The organism is Marinomonas lutimaris, assembly GCF_019426345.1.
In the GTDB taxonomy this organism is placed as follows: domain Bacteria; phylum Pseudomonadota; class Gammaproteobacteria; order Pseudomonadales; family Marinomonadaceae; genus Marinomonas; species Marinomonas lutimaris.
Window position 1 is genome coordinate 1 of the sequence record NZ_JAHLLW010000027.1, and the last position, 18,067, is coordinate 18,067.

Annotated in this window: 16 protein-coding genes; 10 read left to right on the forward strand and 6 right to left on the reverse strand. The window is 42.0% G+C overall.

Features of this window, described 5'->3' with window-relative positions; genetic code table 11:
• Positions 1-84: 84 nt before the first annotated feature.
• Positions 85-1,587: a sodium/proton antiporter NhaB gene (gene nhaB, locus KPL72_RS19470; protein ID WP_219704134.1), complete on the reverse strand. Its 1,503-nt coding sequence runs from the start codon at positions 1,585-1,587 to the stop codon at positions 85-87.
• A gap of 177 nt (positions 1,588-1,764) precedes the next feature.
• Between nhaB and sohB the strand changes: the two genes are divergently transcribed.
• On the forward strand, positions 1,765-2,808 hold the full coding sequence (gene sohB, locus KPL72_RS19475) for a protease SohB (RefSeq protein ID WP_430010747.1): 1,044 nt from the start codon (positions 1,765-1,767) through the stop codon (positions 2,806-2,808).
• Between the two features lie 95 nt (positions 2,809-2,903).
• Here the strand turns inward: sohB and KPL72_RS19480 are convergent, their stop codons facing one another.
• The 3 genes from KPL72_RS19480 to folX are packed head-to-tail and all read right to left on the reverse strand — an operon-like array spanning position 2,904 to position 7,448.
• The gene (locus KPL72_RS19480; RefSeq protein WP_212918459.1) at positions 2,904-3,662 is read right to left on the reverse strand and encodes a CsiV family protein; all 759 of its coding nucleotides are present in this window, start codon (positions 3,660-3,662) and stop codon (positions 2,904-2,906) included.
• Positions 3,659-7,072: a transcription-repair coupling factor gene (gene mfd / locus KPL72_RS19485; protein ID WP_219704136.1), complete on the reverse strand. Its 3,414-nt coding sequence runs from the start codon at positions 7,070-7,072 to the stop codon at positions 3,659-3,661. Before mfd ends, KPL72_RS19480 begins: the two co-directional genes overlap by 4 nt.
• 7 nt (positions 7,073-7,079) lie before the next feature.
• Positions 7,080-7,448, reverse strand: coding sequence for a dihydroneopterin triphosphate 2'-epimerase (gene folX, locus KPL72_RS19490; RefSeq protein ID WP_212918461.1), 369 nt, complete (start codon positions 7,446-7,448; stop codon positions 7,080-7,082).
• A gap of 442 nt (positions 7,449-7,890) precedes the next feature.
• On the opposite strand from folX, the gene KPL72_RS19495 reads away from it, so the two are divergent.
• From KPL72_RS19495 to sthA, 9 genes are all read left to right on the forward strand, one after another.
• Positions 7,891-9,228, forward strand: coding sequence for a Na(+)-translocating NADH-quinone reductase subunit A (locus KPL72_RS19495; protein WP_212918462.1), 1,338 nt, complete (start codon positions 7,891-7,893; stop codon positions 9,226-9,228).
• 3 nt (positions 9,229-9,231) lie between these two features.
• A complete protein-coding gene (locus KPL72_RS19500) occupies positions 9,232-10,428 on the forward strand; it encodes an NADH:ubiquinone reductase (Na(+)-transporting) subunit B (protein ID WP_212918463.1) in 1,197 nt (398 codons plus the stop codon).
• The gene (locus KPL72_RS19505; protein ID WP_212918464.1) at positions 10,421-11,221 is read left to right on the forward strand and encodes a Na(+)-translocating NADH-quinone reductase subunit C; all 801 of its coding nucleotides are present in this window, start codon (positions 10,421-10,423) and stop codon (positions 11,219-11,221) included. The genes KPL72_RS19500 and KPL72_RS19505 overlap by 8 nt, the downstream gene beginning before the upstream one ends.
• The gene (locus tag KPL72_RS19510) at positions 11,221-11,883 is read left to right on the forward strand and encodes an NADH:ubiquinone reductase (Na(+)-transporting) subunit D (RefSeq protein ID WP_212918465.1); all 663 of its coding nucleotides are present in this window, start codon (positions 11,221-11,223) and stop codon (positions 11,881-11,883) included. Before KPL72_RS19505 ends, KPL72_RS19510 begins: the two co-directional genes overlap by 1 nt.
• Positions 11,884-12,492 carry an NADH:ubiquinone reductase (Na(+)-transporting) subunit E gene (gene nqrE, locus KPL72_RS19515; protein WP_012069424.1) on the forward strand — a complete coding sequence of 203 codons (609 nt, stop codon included), beginning with the start codon at positions 11,884-11,886 and terminating at the stop codon, positions 12,490-12,492.
• 42 nt (positions 12,493-12,534) lie between these two features.
• Positions 12,535-13,761: an NADH:ubiquinone reductase (Na(+)-transporting) subunit F gene (gene nqrF, locus KPL72_RS19520; protein WP_212918466.1), complete on the forward strand. Its 1,227-nt coding sequence runs from the start codon at positions 12,535-12,537 to the stop codon at positions 13,759-13,761.
• A 63-nt stretch (positions 13,762-13,824) separates the two neighbouring features.
• The gene (locus KPL72_RS19525; RefSeq protein WP_219704138.1) at positions 13,825-14,838 is read left to right on the forward strand and encodes an FAD:protein FMN transferase; all 1,014 of its coding nucleotides are present in this window, start codon (positions 13,825-13,827) and stop codon (positions 14,836-14,838) included.
• Between the two features lie 38 nt (positions 14,839-14,876).
• The gene (gene nqrM, locus KPL72_RS19530) at positions 14,877-15,110 is read left to right on the forward strand and encodes a (Na+)-NQR maturation NqrM (RefSeq protein ID WP_212918468.1); all 234 of its coding nucleotides are present in this window, start codon (positions 14,877-14,879) and stop codon (positions 15,108-15,110) included.
• A gap of 21 nt (positions 15,111-15,131) precedes the next feature.
• On the forward strand, positions 15,132-16,526 hold the full coding sequence (sthA, locus tag KPL72_RS19535) for a Si-specific NAD(P)(+) transhydrogenase (protein WP_219704140.1): 1,395 nt from the start codon (positions 15,132-15,134) through the stop codon (positions 16,524-16,526).
• Between the two features lie 70 nt (positions 16,527-16,596).
• Here sthA and KPL72_RS19540 read toward each other — a convergent pair whose 3' ends face one another.
• Together KPL72_RS19540 and KPL72_RS19545 are read right to left on the reverse strand one after the other, a co-directional pair.
• Positions 16,597-17,148 carry a hypoxanthine-guanine phosphoribosyltransferase gene (locus KPL72_RS19540; RefSeq protein WP_219704142.1) on the reverse strand — a complete coding sequence of 184 codons (552 nt, stop codon included), beginning with the start codon at positions 17,146-17,148 and terminating at the stop codon, positions 16,597-16,599.
• A 37-nt stretch (positions 17,149-17,185) separates the two neighbouring features.
• Complete coding sequence (locus KPL72_RS19545; protein WP_249411740.1) at positions 17,186-18,046, reverse strand: YihY family inner membrane protein; 861 nt, start codon at positions 18,044-18,046, stop codon at positions 17,186-17,188.
• Between the last annotated feature and the right edge of the window lie 21 nt (positions 18,047-18,067).

An 18,067-nucleotide genomic window follows, 5' to 3' on the forward strand; every position in this document is an offset into this window, starting at 1 on the left:
AGCCGGTTAATAAAGTGTCCAACTTTATGGGGTCACTTCAAGAAGAGGGCTTTTTTATGTGTCTATTTCTTATTCTGATAAGGCTTACAGTAAGTAAGTGACACAAAGTCCGCCAACTATGCTTAGTACGACAGTGTAAGGTAATGCCATCCAAACCATCTTGCCATAAGACAATCGTAGTAGAGGGGCAATGGCTGAGGTTAGCAGGAATAAGAATGCGGCCTGTCCATTTGGTGTTGCCACGCTTGGAAGGTTAGTGCCTGTGTTGATAGCAACCGCAAGCGTATTGAAATGCTCGCGAGTAATGGTGCCCGCATCCAGTGCTGCTTTTACTTCGCCAATATAAACTGTTGCAACAAATACGTTATCGCTGATGGCGGATAAAATGCCATTGGCGATAAAGAACATGATTGGTTGAGAGTGTGTTGGCATGTGCAGTACAACATCAATAATTGGTTGGAATAGATGCTGTTCATGTATTACTGAGACAATTGTGAAAAAGACAACTAACAGAGCGGTAAAAGGCAGCGCTTCTTCAAAAGCGTGACCAATTTGATGCTCTTCTGTAATGCCGTTAAATGCCGTCAGTAGCACAATGACCATGAGGCCAACTAAGCCAACTTCGGCAACGTGAAAAGCCAAAGAGAGAATTAGCACAATGGCAACGATGCCTTGAACAATCAGCTGTGCTTTATGTTTGTTTGTGCTCTTTTTGGATTCTTCTTCTTCAAAGTTTTTCAGTATGTTTCTTACGTTCTCAGGAAGATGGGCGCCGTAATCAAACCATTTCATTTTTTCTAAAAGAATTACCGTTAACAAGCCGCAAGCCAATACTGGCATTGAGATTGGGGCAACGCGTAAAAAGAATTCAATAAAGTCCCATCCTGCTACTTTGGCAATAAGCAAGTTTTGCGGCTCGCCAACTAGAGTTGCTACACCGCCAAGCGCAGTACCAATGGCGCCATGCATAAGGAGGCTGCGAAGAAAGGAGCGAAATTCAGCTAGATCTTTTTGATTAACAGGAAGTATGTTGTCATCGCTGCTGTGGTTGTGTGAGTTGTTTGTTGACTGGCCAGAAGCAACCTTATGGTAAACCGAATAAAACCCAACACTCACACTTATTAATACTGCAGTAACGGTTAATGCATCCAAAAAGGCAGAGAGAATAGCGGCGGTAAAACTAAAAACTAAGGAAATAATTACTTTTGAACGTATTTTGATCAGTAATTTATTAAAGATGAAAAGCAGCATACCTTGCATAAAATAAATGCCAGCCACCATGAACATTAATAATAAAATAACATCAAAGTTTTTAATGACTTCGTGATAAACGCCATCTGACGAGGTTAGTCCTAGCAATACTGCTTCAATCGCTATAAGGCCACCAGGTTGAAGTGGGTAGCATTTTAGGGCCATAGCCAAAGTGAAAATGAATTCAATGATCAGTAGCCAGCCAGTAATGAAAGGCCCCAGCGTAATAACGGCAATAGGATTGATGATAAGAAATGCGATCACAGCTTGTTTATACCAGAGGGGAGAAGCCCCAAGGAAATTGTTGCCAAGCGCATGTGACAAAGTTGTTTTCATTCATTGCTCCTTTAGGGAAAGCATTAACGTGTTGGCAAAGTATTACGATGTTTTAAAGTTAGCTGATAATAAGGGATAAAGAAAACAGTATCTATAGTGATTAATGAGTAAAAGATATTGCTATTTATAAAAATAGCCCCACTATCTCAAGAGCTTATGATTGTTTAGAGGAAAAGAATGTTGGAATTTTTAGCTGATTATGCTGGTTTTTTATTAAAGCTAGTAAGTGTTGCCTTGGTTATTGGTTTTCTTTTGGCCATAGTGTCTAGTGGAAAGCGAAAGTCACAGCCAGGTAGCTTGTCTGTTACTAAGTTGAATGAAAGTTATGACGCTATGAAGGCGCAGTTAGATCATCAACTGTTGGATAAAAAAGTTCTTAAGAATCGAGAGAAAGAAAAGAAGAAAAAAGAAAAGCTAGAAAAGAAAGCTCAGAAGAAAGCGCCAAAAGATATTGAAGACGTTGCTAAAAAACGTCTGTATGTCTTAGATTTTGACGGCGATATCAAGGCTTCTGCCGTTGAAACCATGCGTGAAGAAATCACTGCTATTCTGAGTGTTGCCAAATCACAGGACGAAGTGGTTGTTCGCTTAGAAAGTGGCGGTGGTGTTGTGCATGGTTATGGCTTGGCTGCATCTCAGTTGCAGCGTATTCGTGAAGCCAATATCCCATTAACGATTTGTGTTGATAAAGTCGCTGCCAGTGGTGGTTATATGATGGCGTGTGTTGCTGACAAAATTATTGCAGCGCCATTTGCTATTCTTGGTTCTATTGGTGTTGTTGCCCAAATCCCAAACGTACATAGATTGCTAGATAAGAGTTTGATTGATGTTGAGCTTCATACTGCGGGTAAGTACAAGCGCACCTTGACAATGTTGGGGGAGAATACAGATGAAGGTCGTGAGAAATTCAGGCAGGATCTAGAAGATACGCATGGTTTGTTCAAACGCTTTGTTTCGAGTCAGCGCCCGCAATTGGATATTGAAGATATTGCAACCGGCGATACTTGGTACGGATCAGAGGCGATAGAAAATAAGCTGATTGATGTGGTAATGACTAGTGATGCGTATTTGGTTTCTCATTATGAAAATGCAGAAGTAATACAAGTTACTTATAAGCAGCCAAAAGGTATGGCTGAGCGCCTAGGTTTGTCGTTCTTTTCGGCCTTGGAGCAAAAAGCAGTATCTTGGGTTGGAAAGATTACCCAGTCTCGCGGTTATTAGCCAATAATCTAGAATTCGCGCTGTAAAAGTAGTGATATAAAAAAAGAGTGGTATGCGCCGCATGCCACTCTTTTTTATGTGTCCAACTCGTAGTCCTATCTCTTTGTGAGCTCGTTTGTGCTTTGAAGTTCGTTATAAGTTAAACTTTGTCCTGTTTCATGATCCATTGACTGTGAGGCCACTTTATCTATTGCATCTTCTAATTCAATTGGCTCAAAATATATTAATGTAGCAATTGTTGGATGGTCTAAGTAGTTCACTTTTTTGCTGGCAGTTTTGTTGCTCTGGTGAAGCTTCAGCACCATTGCAGGCTCAAACGCTTTGAGTGCAGGTTGCGTCTGGTTTTGGCTCAATAATATTGATGTGCTGTTTTGATCGGGGGTTGGTTGTGTGAAACGATCAAAAACATAATGCTGGTAATTAATGTCTGATTCTAAATAGCGTCCTAGCTTGATCGCTATTTTGCCTGTTAACTCTGGGTAGCCATCTTTCTGTTGTTCGCTATAGAAAGACTTTCTTATGGTGTCTCCAGGAAATCTGAAAATAAGCGTCCACTTTTTATTTGCTAGGATTTTGACGTTCTTGCCTAGTCTCGCTTCGATGTTTCCGAAAGGTGTGGATTGTGCATTGTTGTTATCGGTGCTTTTTTCATTACCTGTTAGACGGATAAGGTTGTCTGTCGAAAGAATATTTTTGTAAGTCACTTGCTCGCTGGTTAGGGCGTCTGGCCATTGGAATGTCACCAAATAGGCTTCGTACGCTCTGGCGGTGTTAGGATTAATTCCACCGTCTTCAGCAAAGAGTCGAGTGTTTAGTAGAGCTAAGGATAAAAAAATAACAATCAAGGATTTCAATGTAGTAGTTCCAGAGTCATTGTTGTGTGTTGGAAGCGCTCTTCTGCGCTGTTCATCGGTGCTAAGAACTTCAATGTGTCAGAGCCAACCAGTTTATATATGTCAGGCTTCGTTTGAATAAGCCTAATTAACTTCATTGGATCGACTGGTGTCTTGCTGTTAAAGAAAATTTTACCTTCTTTTGCGTTGGCTTCAATTTTATTAATGCCAAGGCTTTCTGCTTTGAGCTTTAATTCTGTTTGACGGAATAGATTTTTCGTTGCATCGGGCAGTAGCCCGAAGCGGTCAATCATTTCCACTTGAAGATCTTTTAACTCATCACTAGTTTTTGCACTAGCAATACGTTTATACAGAATCAAGCGCGAATGTACATCACCTAAATAATCTTCTGGGATGAGTGCTGGCACACGTAAGTTTACTTCGGTTTGTGCTGGAGACGTAATGTCTATATCGGGTGATTCACCATTTTTGAGGGACTTTACTGCTCTGTCTAGCATGTCCATAAATAGAGAGAAGCCTACATGCTCAATGTGTCCGCTTTGCCCGTCGCCCAGTAATTCACCCGTACCACGGATTTCTAAATCGTGAGTGGCTAGAGTAAATCCAGCGCCAAGTTTGTCTGCAAGCATTATAGCTTCTAGGCGTTTTTCCGCATCGCCTGTTACTTTTCGGTCATTTGGGGTTAGCAAATACGCATAAGCCTGATGGTGAGATCGGCCAACACGACCACGCAATTGATGAAGTTGTGCTAGACCAAATTTATCGGCACGTTCAATAATAATAGTGTTGGCGTTTGGTATGTCTATGCCTGTTTCTATAATGGTAGAGCAGACGAGTACATTGGTTCTTTTGTGATAAAAGTCAGACATGACTTGTTCCAGTTCTCTTTCACGCATTTGACCGTGACCGACAATAACACGAGCCTCAGGAATTAATCCCTCTATCTCCTCAGCGGCTTTTTGAATGGTTTGTACTTCATTGTGTAAGTAATAGACTTGTCCTCCACGATGTAGCTCACGCAAAATCGCTTCTTTTATTTGGTGCTCGTCTTTTTGTTTTACAAATGTTTTTACAGATAAGCGTTTGGCTGGTGGTGTGGCAATAATGGATAAATCACGAATACCAGACAAAGACATATTTAGCGTTCGAGGAATTGGTGTGGCAGTGAGTGTCAGTATGTCGACTTCTGCGCGCAGGGCTTTGAATTGTTCTTTTTGCTTAACGCCGAAGCGGTGCTCTTCGTCGATAATAACCAGCCCCAAGTTTGCAAACTTGATATCGCTTTGGATGAGCTTATGGGTGCCAACAACAATGTCTGCTTTGCCGGATTCTAGTCGATCAATAGATGTATTGGACTGTTTGCCTGAGCGGAAACGAGATAATAGTTCGACTTCTACTGGCCAGTCGGCAAAACGGTCGCAAAAGTTTTCGTAGTGCTGTTGAGCGAGTAGTGTGGTCGGGACAAGAACAGCCACTTGTTTTCCGTCTTGAACAGCAAGGAAGGCCGCTCGCATGGCGACTTCTGTCTTGCCAAACCCTACATCCCCACAGACCAAGCGGTCCATTGGTTTTTTGGTCGACATATCAGCCATGACGGCATCGATTGCCATTTGCTGATCTGGTGTTTCTTCAAACGGGAAGCCTGCGGAGAACAGTTCGTATTGATCATCAGGCTTGGCGAAGGCGTAGCCGACACGAGCCTCGCGCTTTGCGTAGATTTCTAATAGTTCTGCGGCTGTATCGCGGGCCTTTTCAGCGGCTTTTTGTTTGGCAACGCTCCACTTATCTGTACCGAGTTTATGAAGCGGTGCTGTGTCTTCGTCGGCGCCTGTATAGCGAGAAATTAACTGTAATGATGAAACAGGCACATAAAGTTTGGCATCATTAGCGTAGCCAAGAGTTAGGAGCTCGGTTTCTTGTCCATCTATTTCTAGGTTAGTAAGTCCAAGGTAGCGCCCAACGCCATGATCGATATGCACAACAGGGGCGTTTAGTCTCAATTCAGTGAGGTTGCGAATAATCGCATCTTCATTAATGTTGTTTTGCTTATTACGTCGACGGTGCTGAGAAACACGTTCGCCTAATATTTCACTTTCAGGAATAAGGGCTAATTCATCATTAATAATGAAGCCACGACCAATATTACCTTCCGTGATGGCGAGTGATTTTGTGGATTTGGTAAAGGCTTCCCAGCTGTCTACTTGTTTGGGCTTAATACTGTATTTTTTCAATAAATCCAGTAGTGCCTCTCGGCGTCCCGCGGACTCTGCCACAATCAATACTCTGGCTGTTGTTCTGGCTAGAAAGTCTTGCAGTTTGCCAAGTGGTTGCGCTGCTTTGGAGTCAATTTTGACTGCATCAAGCGCTTGGTATGCTGGGTGATCGCCAGTAGCTGAGAAAATGATGCTTGTATATTGATTAAGCTGCGCAAAGAGTTCGTCTTCTTTTAAGCAGATTTCATCGGGCTTTAAAATGGGGCGTTCGATGTTGTAATTAAGTGATTCATGGCGGCTGCGAAAATCGAGCTGAATGCTAGCAAACTGGTCATTGAAGTTGTCAGAGCGAATGATTAGCGTGTTGTCAGGAAGATAATCAAATACGCTGGCGGTTTGCTCAAAAAACAAAGGCAAATAGTATTCTATGCCAGCAGGAATTAGGCCGCTGGAAATGTCTTGGTAGATCGGACTGGAAAGAGGGTTGGTTTCGAATCTTTCCCTAAAGGCTTGGCGAAACTGTTGGATTCCCTGAGGTGTCGTCGGGAACTCTTTTGCAGGAAGCATTTTAATTTCGGGTACTTTGCTGATGCTGCGTTGGGTTTCAGGGTCAAACCATCGTATCGATTCAATTTCGTTGTCAAACCAATCTATTCTAATAGGATTCTCTGCGCCCATTGGGTAGACATCCATCAGGGCGCCACGAATTGCGTATTCGCCATATTCGTGGACATTTTCTACATTTAAATAGCCCGCGTTAGTGAGTTTTCTTGAAAGCTGCTCAAGAGGTAGTTCTTGTCCTTCTTTTAGGTGGAAGCGTTGAGCGTCAAGGTGCTGCTTTGGGCATAGTCGAGTCAAACAGGATGCAATCGTAGTGAGTACGATTGGGTTTTTGGTTTCAGTTAGTTTGGCAAGAGTTTCTAAGCGTTGAGAGATGATGTCTTGGTGTGGTGAGAAAGCATCGTACGGTAAGGTTTCCCAATCGCTAAATCTTAATATTTCTTTTTTTTGCTGGTTTAGGAACTGTATTTCATCTTCAATCTCGTTTAATTCTGCGACGGTATTAGCCATAAAAAGGATGGGCTGTTTATGTTGAGAGGCTATCGCTAGCAGTTGTAGTGCTTTACGGCTGCCATCTAAGCCACTGATTAAATTCTTGAAGCCGGGTTTTTGGGTGATTGATACAGTTTCAGGCATGTTGGACTTATTGTTCTCTAGTAGCGGATAACGTTAAGGATACAGAGTCGGCAAAACGTAGTGCATGTGGTTTCGCAACTTCAACTTTTGCAAAGGTAACATGATTTGATGTCATGCAGAGTGCAAGTAGGTCTGCGGTCAGCTTTTCAAGCAAAAGAAAGCGGTTATTTTCTGTATGCGCTATCATTTCTTTACAGATGGTTCGATAGTTTACGGCGTTTTCAACATCGTCGGTGTCGTAGGCTTGAGAAGCTGGATAGTGTATCCAAGCATTAATGACAACATCTTGTTTGTTTTGTTTTTCTGATTCATTGAATCCAATATAAGTGCGTAAGCGTAAGTTCTTAATATGAATTTGAGCTTCTGGTTTGATCATTATTGTGCTTCCGTGTTTTTGAGCCTATTCATTTGTTAGGCGATATTGTGTCGTTTTCAATCATGTATGGCAACTGACTAAAGTACGGTCCATTGTGCTGTTTGGATTGCCTTGTTCTATTTTAATTAATTTAAATAGTGTTAATGAGCAGTGTCGCATCCAATCTTGTAATAAAATAACAAAAAAAAGTATTTTTTATGGCTGTACGTCATGTAATAAGGACGAAGTAGTACTTTTAAGTAAAAGTTGATGCTTAAAGACCGCTTCATGAGCTGGTCAATGGGGGGAATGATCTTTATAATACGTCGGTTTTTTGGTGAAGTGAGTTTGCGTTTTACAATTACCTTAAGGTTGGTTGTTCGTTCATGCATGTTTTCCCGGAGGGGGGTGTGGACATTACGCATTACGCTTTTTGTGTTCAATTTATTGTTGGGCAGAACATATGTATAAAATTACAAAAGGCCTAGATCTACCGATCTCAGGTGCTCCCAATCAAGTGATTGAGACGGCTACTGCTGCTAAAACAGTTGCTGTGATCGGTCCAGACTTTCATGGAATGAAACCTACCATGCTTGTCACGGAAGGGGACAAGGTCAAGAAAGGTCAAATTATCTTTACAGATAAGAAAACCGAGGGTGTTAACTATACCGCTCCAGCTTCTGGAACCGTAGTTGCTATTAATCGTGGTGCACGACGTGTTTTTCAGTCGCTTGTTATTAGTGTTGAGGGGAACGAATCCGAAACCTTCGCCGCTTATTCTGGCTCTGAATTAAAATCTCTTGAACGTAGTAAAGTTGTAGATAATCTAGTGAATTCTGGATTATGGACATCATTCCGTACGCGACCATTCTCTAAAGTGCCTGAAATTGCTTCAGTGCCGAATTCTATTTTTGTTACCGCTATTGATACTAATCCGTTGGCTGCTTCTCCTGAAGTTGTTCTGGCTGATCAGGCGGAAGCATTTGCAGATGGCCTTACCGTGTTGACTCGTTTGACTGAAGGTAAGGTGTTTCTATGTAAAGCACCCGGTGCAAAAATCCCAACAACGTCTGATGTGACGGTTGAAGAATTCTCTGGTGTTCATCCTGCTGGCCTTGCTGGTACGCACATTCATTTTCTTGATCCAGTGAGCGATAAGAAGACTGTTTGGTCTGTTAATTACCAAGATGTTGTTGCTATCGGTAAACTTTTTGTTACTGGTGAACTTAGTGTTGAGCGAGTTATCGCATTGGCAGGTCCACAAGTTAAAAAGCCTCGTTTAGTTCGCACTCAAATTGGTGCAAGCTTGGATGGCTTATTGGCTGGTGAATTGGCAGAAGGCGATAACCGTATTATCTCTGGTTCTGTTCTTTCTGGTCGTAATGCTTTTGGTGCTTTTGCTTTCTTGGGTCGCTACCATAATCAAGTGTCAGTATTGCTTGAAGGTCGTGAGCGTCAAATGATGCATTATCTTCGAGCTGGTGTAGAAAAACATTCTATTATGAATGTGTTTTTGTCCAAACTTACTGGTAAAAAATCATTCGATATGACAACGACAACAAATGGTAGTGATCGTACTATGTTGCCGCTTGGTAATTTTGAGCGCGTAATGCCGCTTGATATTTTGCCAACACAGTTGCTACGTGCGTTGGTTGTGAATGATACAGAGCAGGCTCAAAAGCTTGGTGCACTTGAGTTAGATGATGAAGATTTGGCTTTGTGTACTTACAGCTGCTCAGGTAAGTTCGAATATGGCCCGATCCTTCGGGATTGCCTAACTCTAATAGAGAAAGAGGGTTAATTCATGGGGCTTAGAAAAGTACTCGATAAAATGGAACCTGAGTTTCACTCAGGTGGAAAATACGAAAAGTGGTACGCGCTTTATGAAGCGGTTGATACTATTTTTTATCGCCCAAGTTCAGTGACCAAAAACGGCTCCCATGTTCGTGATGCAGTTGATATGAAACGCATTATGATTTTGGTGTGGATGTGTACATTCCCAGCTATGTTCTTTGGTATGTACAACATTGGTCTGCAAGCCAATACGGCTATGGAGGCAATGGGTGTTGCGCCTGCTGACTCTTGGCGCCATGCCATTATTGGTGGTCTAACTAGCTATAATGCCTCAAGCATTTGGGACAACATGATCTACGGTGCAATGTACTTTTTGCCTGTTTATCTTGTTACCTTTATTGTTGGTGGTTTTTGGGAGGTTTTATTTGCCTCTGTACGTAAACACGAAGTTAACGAAGGTTTCTTTGTTACTTCTATCCTATTCGCTCTTTCTCTGCCGGCCACTGTGCCTTTATGGCAAGTAGCTCTTGGTATCACTTTTGGTGTTGTCTTGGCGAAAGAAGTGTTTGGTGGTACAGGTAAAAACTTCCTTAACCCTGCTTTGGCTGGTCGTGCTTTCCTATTCTTTGCTTACCCAGCATCTATGTCTGGTGATGCGGTTTGGACAGCGGTTGATGGTTTCTCCGGCGCTACAGCGCTAAGTCAGCTTGCTGCTGATGGCGTTGCTGGTTTAACTGTTGCTTGGTCTGATGCATTTTTTGGCTTTATTCAAGGCTCAATGGGTGAAACTTCTACACTGGCTATCCTGATCGGTGGTTGTGCATTATTGGTAATGCGAATTGCTGCTTGGAGAATCGTCGCTGGCGTAATGTTGGGAATGGTACTAACTTCTGCGTTGTTTAACGCAATTGGTTCTGATACTAACCCTATGTTCGCTACTCCTTGGTATTGGCATCTTGTTTTGGGTGGTTTTGCCTTCGGTATGATGTACATGGCCACTGATCCAGTGTCTGCATCAATGACGAATCGTGGTAAGTGGTTTTACGGCGCTCTGATTGGTTTGATGGTTGTGTTGATTCGTGTTGTTAACCCTGCGTACCCAGAAGGTATGATGTTGGCAATTTTATTCGCGAATTTGTTTGCGCCATTTATTGATCACTTTGTTGTTCAGGCGAACATTAAACGGAGGATTGCACGCAATGGCTAGCAGTAACGATAGTATTAAAAAGACCATTATAGTTGCCTTATCTTTGTGTTTGGTTTGTTCTATTTTTGTTGCTGCGGCAGCGGTAGGTCTTAAGCCTATTCAGAACACCAATAAAGATTTAGACCGTAAGCGTAATATTTTATCTGCTGCTGGCATGCTTGAACCAGGCAAGTCAGTTGATGAAATTTTTGAGTCGGTTGAAACTCGTATTGTTAATTTGCAGACTGGCAAGTTTGCTACGCAAGAAGAGTTGAAAGACGCAGGTATCAAGGCTGAAACCTTTGATCAAAAAGCTGCATCTAAAGATCCTAAGTTATCTATTGCCCTTAAAGGCGAGCAGGATCCAGCAGGCATTAAGCGTCGCTCAAACTTTTCTGCAGTTTATCTTGTGAAGTCTGGCGATAGTATCGACCGAATCATTTTGCCGGTACATGGCTATGGTTTGTGGTCAACTATGTATGGCTTCATGGCTCTACAGAACGACTTTAATACAGTGATCGGTTTTGGTTTCTATGACCAAGCTGAAACACCTGGATTGGGTGGTGAGGTTGATAACCCTAACTGGAAAGCTCTTTGGAAAGGTAAAGAAATTTACAATGAGCAGGGTGAGGCGGCTATACATCTTGTTAAAGGTGGTGTAGATAGTTCAGATCCTAAAGCTGCTTATAAAGTTGATGGTCTATCTGGTGCAACACTAACAAGTCGTGGTGTTACTCATCTTGTTCAATACTGGTTGGGTCAGGAAGGTTTTGGACCATTCTTATCGCAACTACGTAGCGAAGGAGTTCAATAATGTCTGATGTGAAAAAAGTCCTCTTTGGGCCAATTCTTGCAAATAACCCAATTGCTTTGCAGATTCTGGGTATTTGTTCTGCGTTGGCCGTAACAAGTAGTATGAAAGTTAGTTTGGTTATGGCGATTGCCTTGACCTTAGTAACGGCTTTTTCAAGCTTCTTTATTGCGATTATTCGTAATCATATTCCAAACAGTATTCGTATCATTGTTCAGATGATCATCATTGCTTCTTTGGTAATTGTGGTTGATCAGATTTTGAAGGCGTTTGCCTTTGAAATTAGTAAGCAGCTTTCTGTATTTGTTGGTCTTATTATTACGAACTGTATCGTAATGGGGCGTGCAGAAGCGTTTGCTATGAAGAATGGTCCTGTAATGAGCTTTGTTGATGGTATTGGTAATGGCTTGGGTTACAGCGCAATGTTGATTGTTGTTGCCTTTTTCCGTGAGCTGCTTGGTGCTGGTAAATTATTTGGCTTCGAGATCTTTGCTACTATTCAGAATGGTGGTTGGTATCAGCCTAATGGCTTGATGTTGCTTCCACCTAGTGCATTCTTTGTGATTGGCTTGGTTATTTGGGCTTTACGTTCTTATAAGAAAGAGCAAGTTGAAGAGCCTGAATTCAAGATTGCAGCGAATTCTCGTTCTCAGGAGGCGCTATAAATGGAACATTTAATAAGTCTATTTGTTAAGGCTGTTTTTGTTGAAAACATGGCGTTAGCTTTTTTCCTTGGTATGTGTACTTTTTTGGCTTTGTCCAAAAAAGTAGAAACAGCGATAGGTTTAGGTATAGCGGTTGTTGTTGTTTTGGCGATTACTGTTCCTCTTAACAACTTGTTGTACAAAAATCTTTTGGCGGACGGTGCTCTTGAGTGGGCTGGTTTGTCTGGGGTTGATCTTAGCTTCCTAGGTCTATTGAGCTACATTGGTGTTATCGCCGCTGTCGTTCAAATTTTGGAAATGACTTTAGATAAATATATGCCTGCGTTGTACAACGCACTTGGTGTGTTTTTACCACTTATCACAGTTAACTGTGCCATCATGGGTGCTTCTTTGTTCATGGTTGAACGTGACTATGACTTTGGTGAGAGCGTTGTTTATGGTGTGGGTGCTGGTGTTGGTTGGGCGTTAGCGATTGCTGCGCTAGCTGGTATTCGGGAGAAACTTAAGTATTCAGATGTTCCTGCAGGTCTTCGTGGTCTTGGTATCACGTTCATTACTGTTGGTCTGATGAGCTTAGGTTTTATGTCATTTTCTGGTGTGCAGCTTTAATTGGCTGCTCATTTAGACAACCAAGAATAAGGTTTAACTAACATGGTCAACTTAGAAATTATTCTAGGTGTGGTGATGTTCACAGCTATCGTGCTTGCGTTAGTGGCAATTATCCTTGCTGCTCGTGCGCGCTTGGTAAGTACTGGGGACGTTACAATTCGCATCAATGGTGAAAAGGAAGTAACTGCACCTGCTGGTGGTAAGTTGCTTCAAACTTTGGCGAACAGTGGCATTTTTCTATCATCTGCTTGTGGCGGTGGTGGTACTTGTGCTCAGTGTAAATGTAAGGTGACTAGTGGTGGCGGCTCTATGCTTTCTACTGAGCAGTCTCACTTTACTCGTCGAGATGAAAAAGAAGGTTATCGCTTGTCCTGTCAGGTTGCTGTGAAGCAAGATATGGATGTAGAGGTGCCTGAAGAGGTGTTTGGTGTTAAAGCATGGGAATGTACTGTTGAGTCAAACCCTAACTTGGCAACCTTCATTAAAGAGTTAACGTTGAAGTTGCCTGAGGGTGAAAACGTTGATTTCCGTGCAGGTGGTTATGTTCAGCTTGAAGCGCCGGCGCATACTGTTCATTACAAAGACTTTGATATTGAAGAAGAGTATCGTGGTGACTGGGATAAATTTAACCTTTGGAAGTTTGTATCCAAGGTAGATGAAACCGTGATTCGTGCTTATTCAATGGCGAACTATCCTGAAGAAAAAGGTATTGTGAAGTTTAATATTCGTATTGCTTCACCACCTCCAGGTAAAGATGATTTACCACCAGGTCAGATGTCTTCTTATGTGTTCAGTCTTAAGCCTGGCGATAAGATAAAAGTATACGGTCCATTTGGTGAGTTCTTTGCCAAAGACACTGATGCTGAAATGGTGTTTGTTGGTGGTGGTGCTGGTATGGCGCCAATGCGTTCACACATCTTTGATCAGCTTAAGCGTTTGAATTCGAAACGTAAGATCTCTTTCTGGTACGGTGCACGTAGTGTCCGTGAGGCTTTCTATACGGAAGAGTACGATAAGCTTCAAGAAGAGAATGAAAACTTCGAATGGCATTTGGCGCTTTCTGATCCTCAGCCTGAAGATAACTGGGAGGGTAAAACTGGTTTCATTCATAATGTTCTTTATGAGAGTTACTTGAAAGACCACCCGGCTCCAGAGGATTGTGAGTTCTACATGTGTGGGCCTCCAATGATGAACGCATCTGTTATTAAGATGTTAGAAGATCTAGGTGTAGAAAAAGAAAACATCTTACTTGATGATTTCGGTGGCTAGCACCTGAATAAAGACCCACCTTCTGGTGGGTCTTTATTTTATTGGCGACTAAAAAGACTTTATATGCGTAAAAAAATACTATTTTCAGCCTTCCTGTTTATTGCTATTGCGGTTGTTTACCGTCTTTCTGTTTTTACTCCTGAACTGGCAAGTTTCTCTGGCCCGACAATGGGTACAACCTATACAGTGAAATTTTTTACTAAAAAAGACGTTAATAATTCTTCGGATTTGAAATACGACGTTGATGCAGCTTTGGTTAGAGTTAACAAGCTTATGTCGACTTATGATCCTAATTCAGAGTTATCGCTATTTAATAAGTTGCCTAAAGGACAGTCTGCGGTTGTCAGTAAAGATATGGCTTATGTTATTGATAAAGCTTTGCTTATTAGTGAAATGAGCGATGGTGAGTACGATGTTACTATCGGTCCTTTGGTTAACTTGTGGGGGTTTGGTCCAGGTAAACGCGAAGATAAAGTGCCTAGTCAAGATGCGATTGACGAAGCTAAGTTGCGAGTGGGCTACCATTACTTAAAGCTTGACAACCTCCATTTGACAAAAGAAAAAGATATTTATGTGGATTTATCTTCCATTGCTAAAGGATATGGCGTTGATGTTGTTGCGCGGGTTTTGGAGGATAAAGGGATAGAAAGTTACTTGGTTGAAGTGGGTGGTGAGATCGCGTCAAAAGGTATTAAGTCTGATGGATCACCCTGGAAGATAGCAATCGAGAGCCCGGCAGGTGGGCATGATATCGCAGAGCGTATAATTGATGTAAAAGATGTTGCCGTTGCGACATCGGGTGATTATCGAAATTATTTTGAGAAAAACGGCGTGCGTTATTCTCACACAATTAGTCCAGTAACAGGTAGGCCCATTACGCATAGGTTGGTTTCTGTTACTGTAGTAGATAAAACAACAACAATGGCTGATGGTCTTGCTACTGCAATTACTGTGCTTGGTCCCGAAAAGGGTTTCGAGTTTGCGCAGAAAAATGGCATTGCAGCGTATTTGTTGGTGAAAACAGATTTCGGTTTTGAGGAGCATCCATCTGATGCTTTCAGGTCTTATTTAAAATAAATGCGCTTTTAATTTTCTTGTTTTATAGGAGATATCATATGTTGACGATTATTTTGGCATTTGCCCTTATGCTTTTATTGGTTACTGCTATGTCTGTCGGTGTGTTGATGGGTAGAAAGCCTATTTCAGGTTCTTGTGGCGGCATGAGTGCTCTGGGTATGGAGGTCGCCTGCGATATTTGTGGTGGTGACAAAGGTAAATGTGAGAAAGAAACGAAAAAAGGTATGGCAGCAACGGTTTCTGATGACACGTTTTACGACGCATCTAAATAATTGAACAGTGAAGAGGGTATTATGACAACGAGACATTATGATGTTGTGGTGTTAGGCACGGGTCCTGCCGGAGAAGGTGCAGCGATGAGTGCTGCGAAGGCAGGCAAAAGAGTGGCTGTTATTGAGGCGAGTTCGCAAGTAGGCGGAAGTTGTACGCATTTAGGAACCATTCCATCAAAAGCGTTGCGTCATGCTGTTAAGGAAATTATTGCCTTTAATACTAACCCAATGTTCCGTGATATTGGTGAGCCTCGTTGGTTTTCGTTCCCAAAGGTTTTGGATCGTGCAAATAGAGTTATTGATAAGCAGGTCATGGGGCGTACAGAGTATTATGCGCGTAACCGAATTGACATTTACTTTGGTAGAGGTAAATTCAAGGATGCAAACACGATAGAAGTAAATACCTATGAAAAAGGGCCTGAGCTTCTAGTTGCAAAGAAAGTTGTGATCGCAACTGGTTCTCGTCCATACCGTCCGGCTAATATCGACTTTTCACATCCTCGTATTTATTGTTCTGATACCATTCTTAGCTTGAGTCATACTCCGCGCTCTTTAATTATCTATGGTGCGGGCGTAATTGGTTGTGAGTATGCGTCAATTTTTTGTGGGCTAGGTGTGCGTGTAGAATTAATCAATCCAGCTAAAAAGCTTTTGAGCTTCCTGGATGATGAAATTACCGATGCATTAAGTTACCACTTGCGTGATGGCGGTGTTCTAATTCGTCATAATGAGACATACGATTCTGTTGAAACGACAGAGCGTGGTGTTGTTATGCATATGGCGTCAGGTAAAAAATTGCGTGCGGATGCTTTGTTGTTCTGTAACGGTCGATCCGGTAACACTGATAACTTGGGCTTAGAGTCAATTAATCTTGATGTTAATAGTCGTGGTCAATTGGCGGTAAATGATACTTACCAAACGCAAGTTGAAAATGTTTATGCTGCGGGTGATGTTATCGGTTGGCCAAGTCTAGCGAGCGCGGCATATGATCAAGGTCGTGCTGCAGCAGCTAATATGTTTGGTGCGCCAGGTGGTGAATTCATCAGTGAAGTGCCGACAGGTATCTATACAATTCCTGAAATAAGTTCAGTAGGCAAAACGGAAGCTGAATTAACGGCTGAAAAGGTGCCTTACGAAGTAGGTCGTGCTTTCTTTAAAAATACAGCTCGCGCTCAAATTACGGGCGAAGCAGTTGGGATGTTGAAGATTCTGTTTCACCGTGAGTCTTTAGAGTTGTTGGGTATTCATTGTTTTGGTGACCAAGCGTCTGAGATTGTTCACATTGGGCAAGCTATTATGAAGCAGCCAGGTGAGCAGAATACTTTGAAGTACTTTTTGAATACGACCTTTAACTACCCGACTATGGCGGAAGCTTATCGAGTTGCGGCACTTAACGGTTTTAACCGAGTATTCTAGTTTTCTATTGTAATAAAAAATGCCCGCTTCACTAAAGCGGGCATTTTTTTGTCTGTAATATCTTATTGGGTTAGCTATCTTTAATGGCGTAAATGCCTTTTAGGTTTCTGAAGAAGCCTTTGTAGTCCATTCCGTAGCCGAATAAAAATCTATCCACAACATCTGTTCCAACATAGTCTGGTGTCATATCCGTTTTGCGGTCGTGTAGTTTATTAATAACGGTCGCAGTATATACGCCGCTTGTTTCTTGATCCTCTAGCCATTTTGCGATGGCTTGTAGGGTGTGTCCTTGGTCAAAAATATCGTCTACAACGAGTATGTGTCTGTTTTTGAGGCTTGTTTGTGGGTAGCTTAGCCAGTTGAGTGAGGCGCCTTCCGTGTCCATTCCGTAGCGAGTTGCGTGAATGTAGTCGAGCTCTAATGGGAAGTTTAATCGTTCTATCAGGGCTGCTGTTGGAATCAATCCGCCATTCATAACGCAGAGAACAAGAGGGAGCTTATCTGCAAGATCTGCTGTGATTTGTGTTGCCATTTTATCAAGGGCTTCGTTAAGTTTTGCTTCGTCAACTAAGCAATCGGCCTCATCTAAAATTTTGTTTAGGTCGTTGATTGTATTCGTCATGGTAAGCCCTGTTGTTGAAAATTTGCGGGATTTTACATTAATCCTGACCGGATGCTAAGTTTTTCTGTTCTGTTGTGCTTTTTATGTTGTGCAATGTGGCGCATAAGCAGATGGATGCGAGAACAATGAGCCATGAGCTTTGTAACCAGATCAGAAATATCGGGATAGCTGCGAATGCGCCGTAAACGACTTGATAGCTGCTGAAAAACTGTGCAAACGAGCTGAATATCGTATTTAAGATAAAAAGACCAATGCTGCCTGCAAGAGCTGAAATTGATGCCCATTTCAGCGAAACCTCTGCGTTCGGAGTTAAAAAGTTTAGTGTCAGAAGCATTAGGAAATACAAGGTCATGCTTCCAAGTTCCAATAGGTTATCAATCCATGCGTTTGTTTGAGTGCCTTGAATTTGTATTGATATAAGTGTGCCGTATAGGCTTAACGAAGATGCAAATATGATTGGCCCTAGGGTTAAAATTGCCCAGTAGGTTAAAAGTCGCTCTCTAATTTTTCTGGTCTTTCTGATTTCCCAAATTGATTGGACACTGCTTTCAAAGCTATTTAGTAGTAATAGAGCGGTTAAAACTAGTGCGATCAATCCAGCAGCGGGAAGGTTTTTGGTTTGTGCTGAAAACTTAATTAAATAAGGCATCATGATATCGCTAGAGCCAGGTGCAAGATGTAGCTCAATGAGTTGAAATAGCTGTGCCTGCATTGCTTCTAATGCGGGTGTAAAGCTTAGTATTCCAACAATGATGGTAATTATAGGAACCGCAGCCAACAAACTTGATAAGGTGAGTTGTGCTGCTTTTTGTGAAAGGTTGCTATGTTTGAATCTTGTTATTGTTAAGTATCCATAACGTTTGAAGACAAGAAAAAAATAAATTAGACGTTCTGGCATGGTGATCAAGCTCTGTTTAAG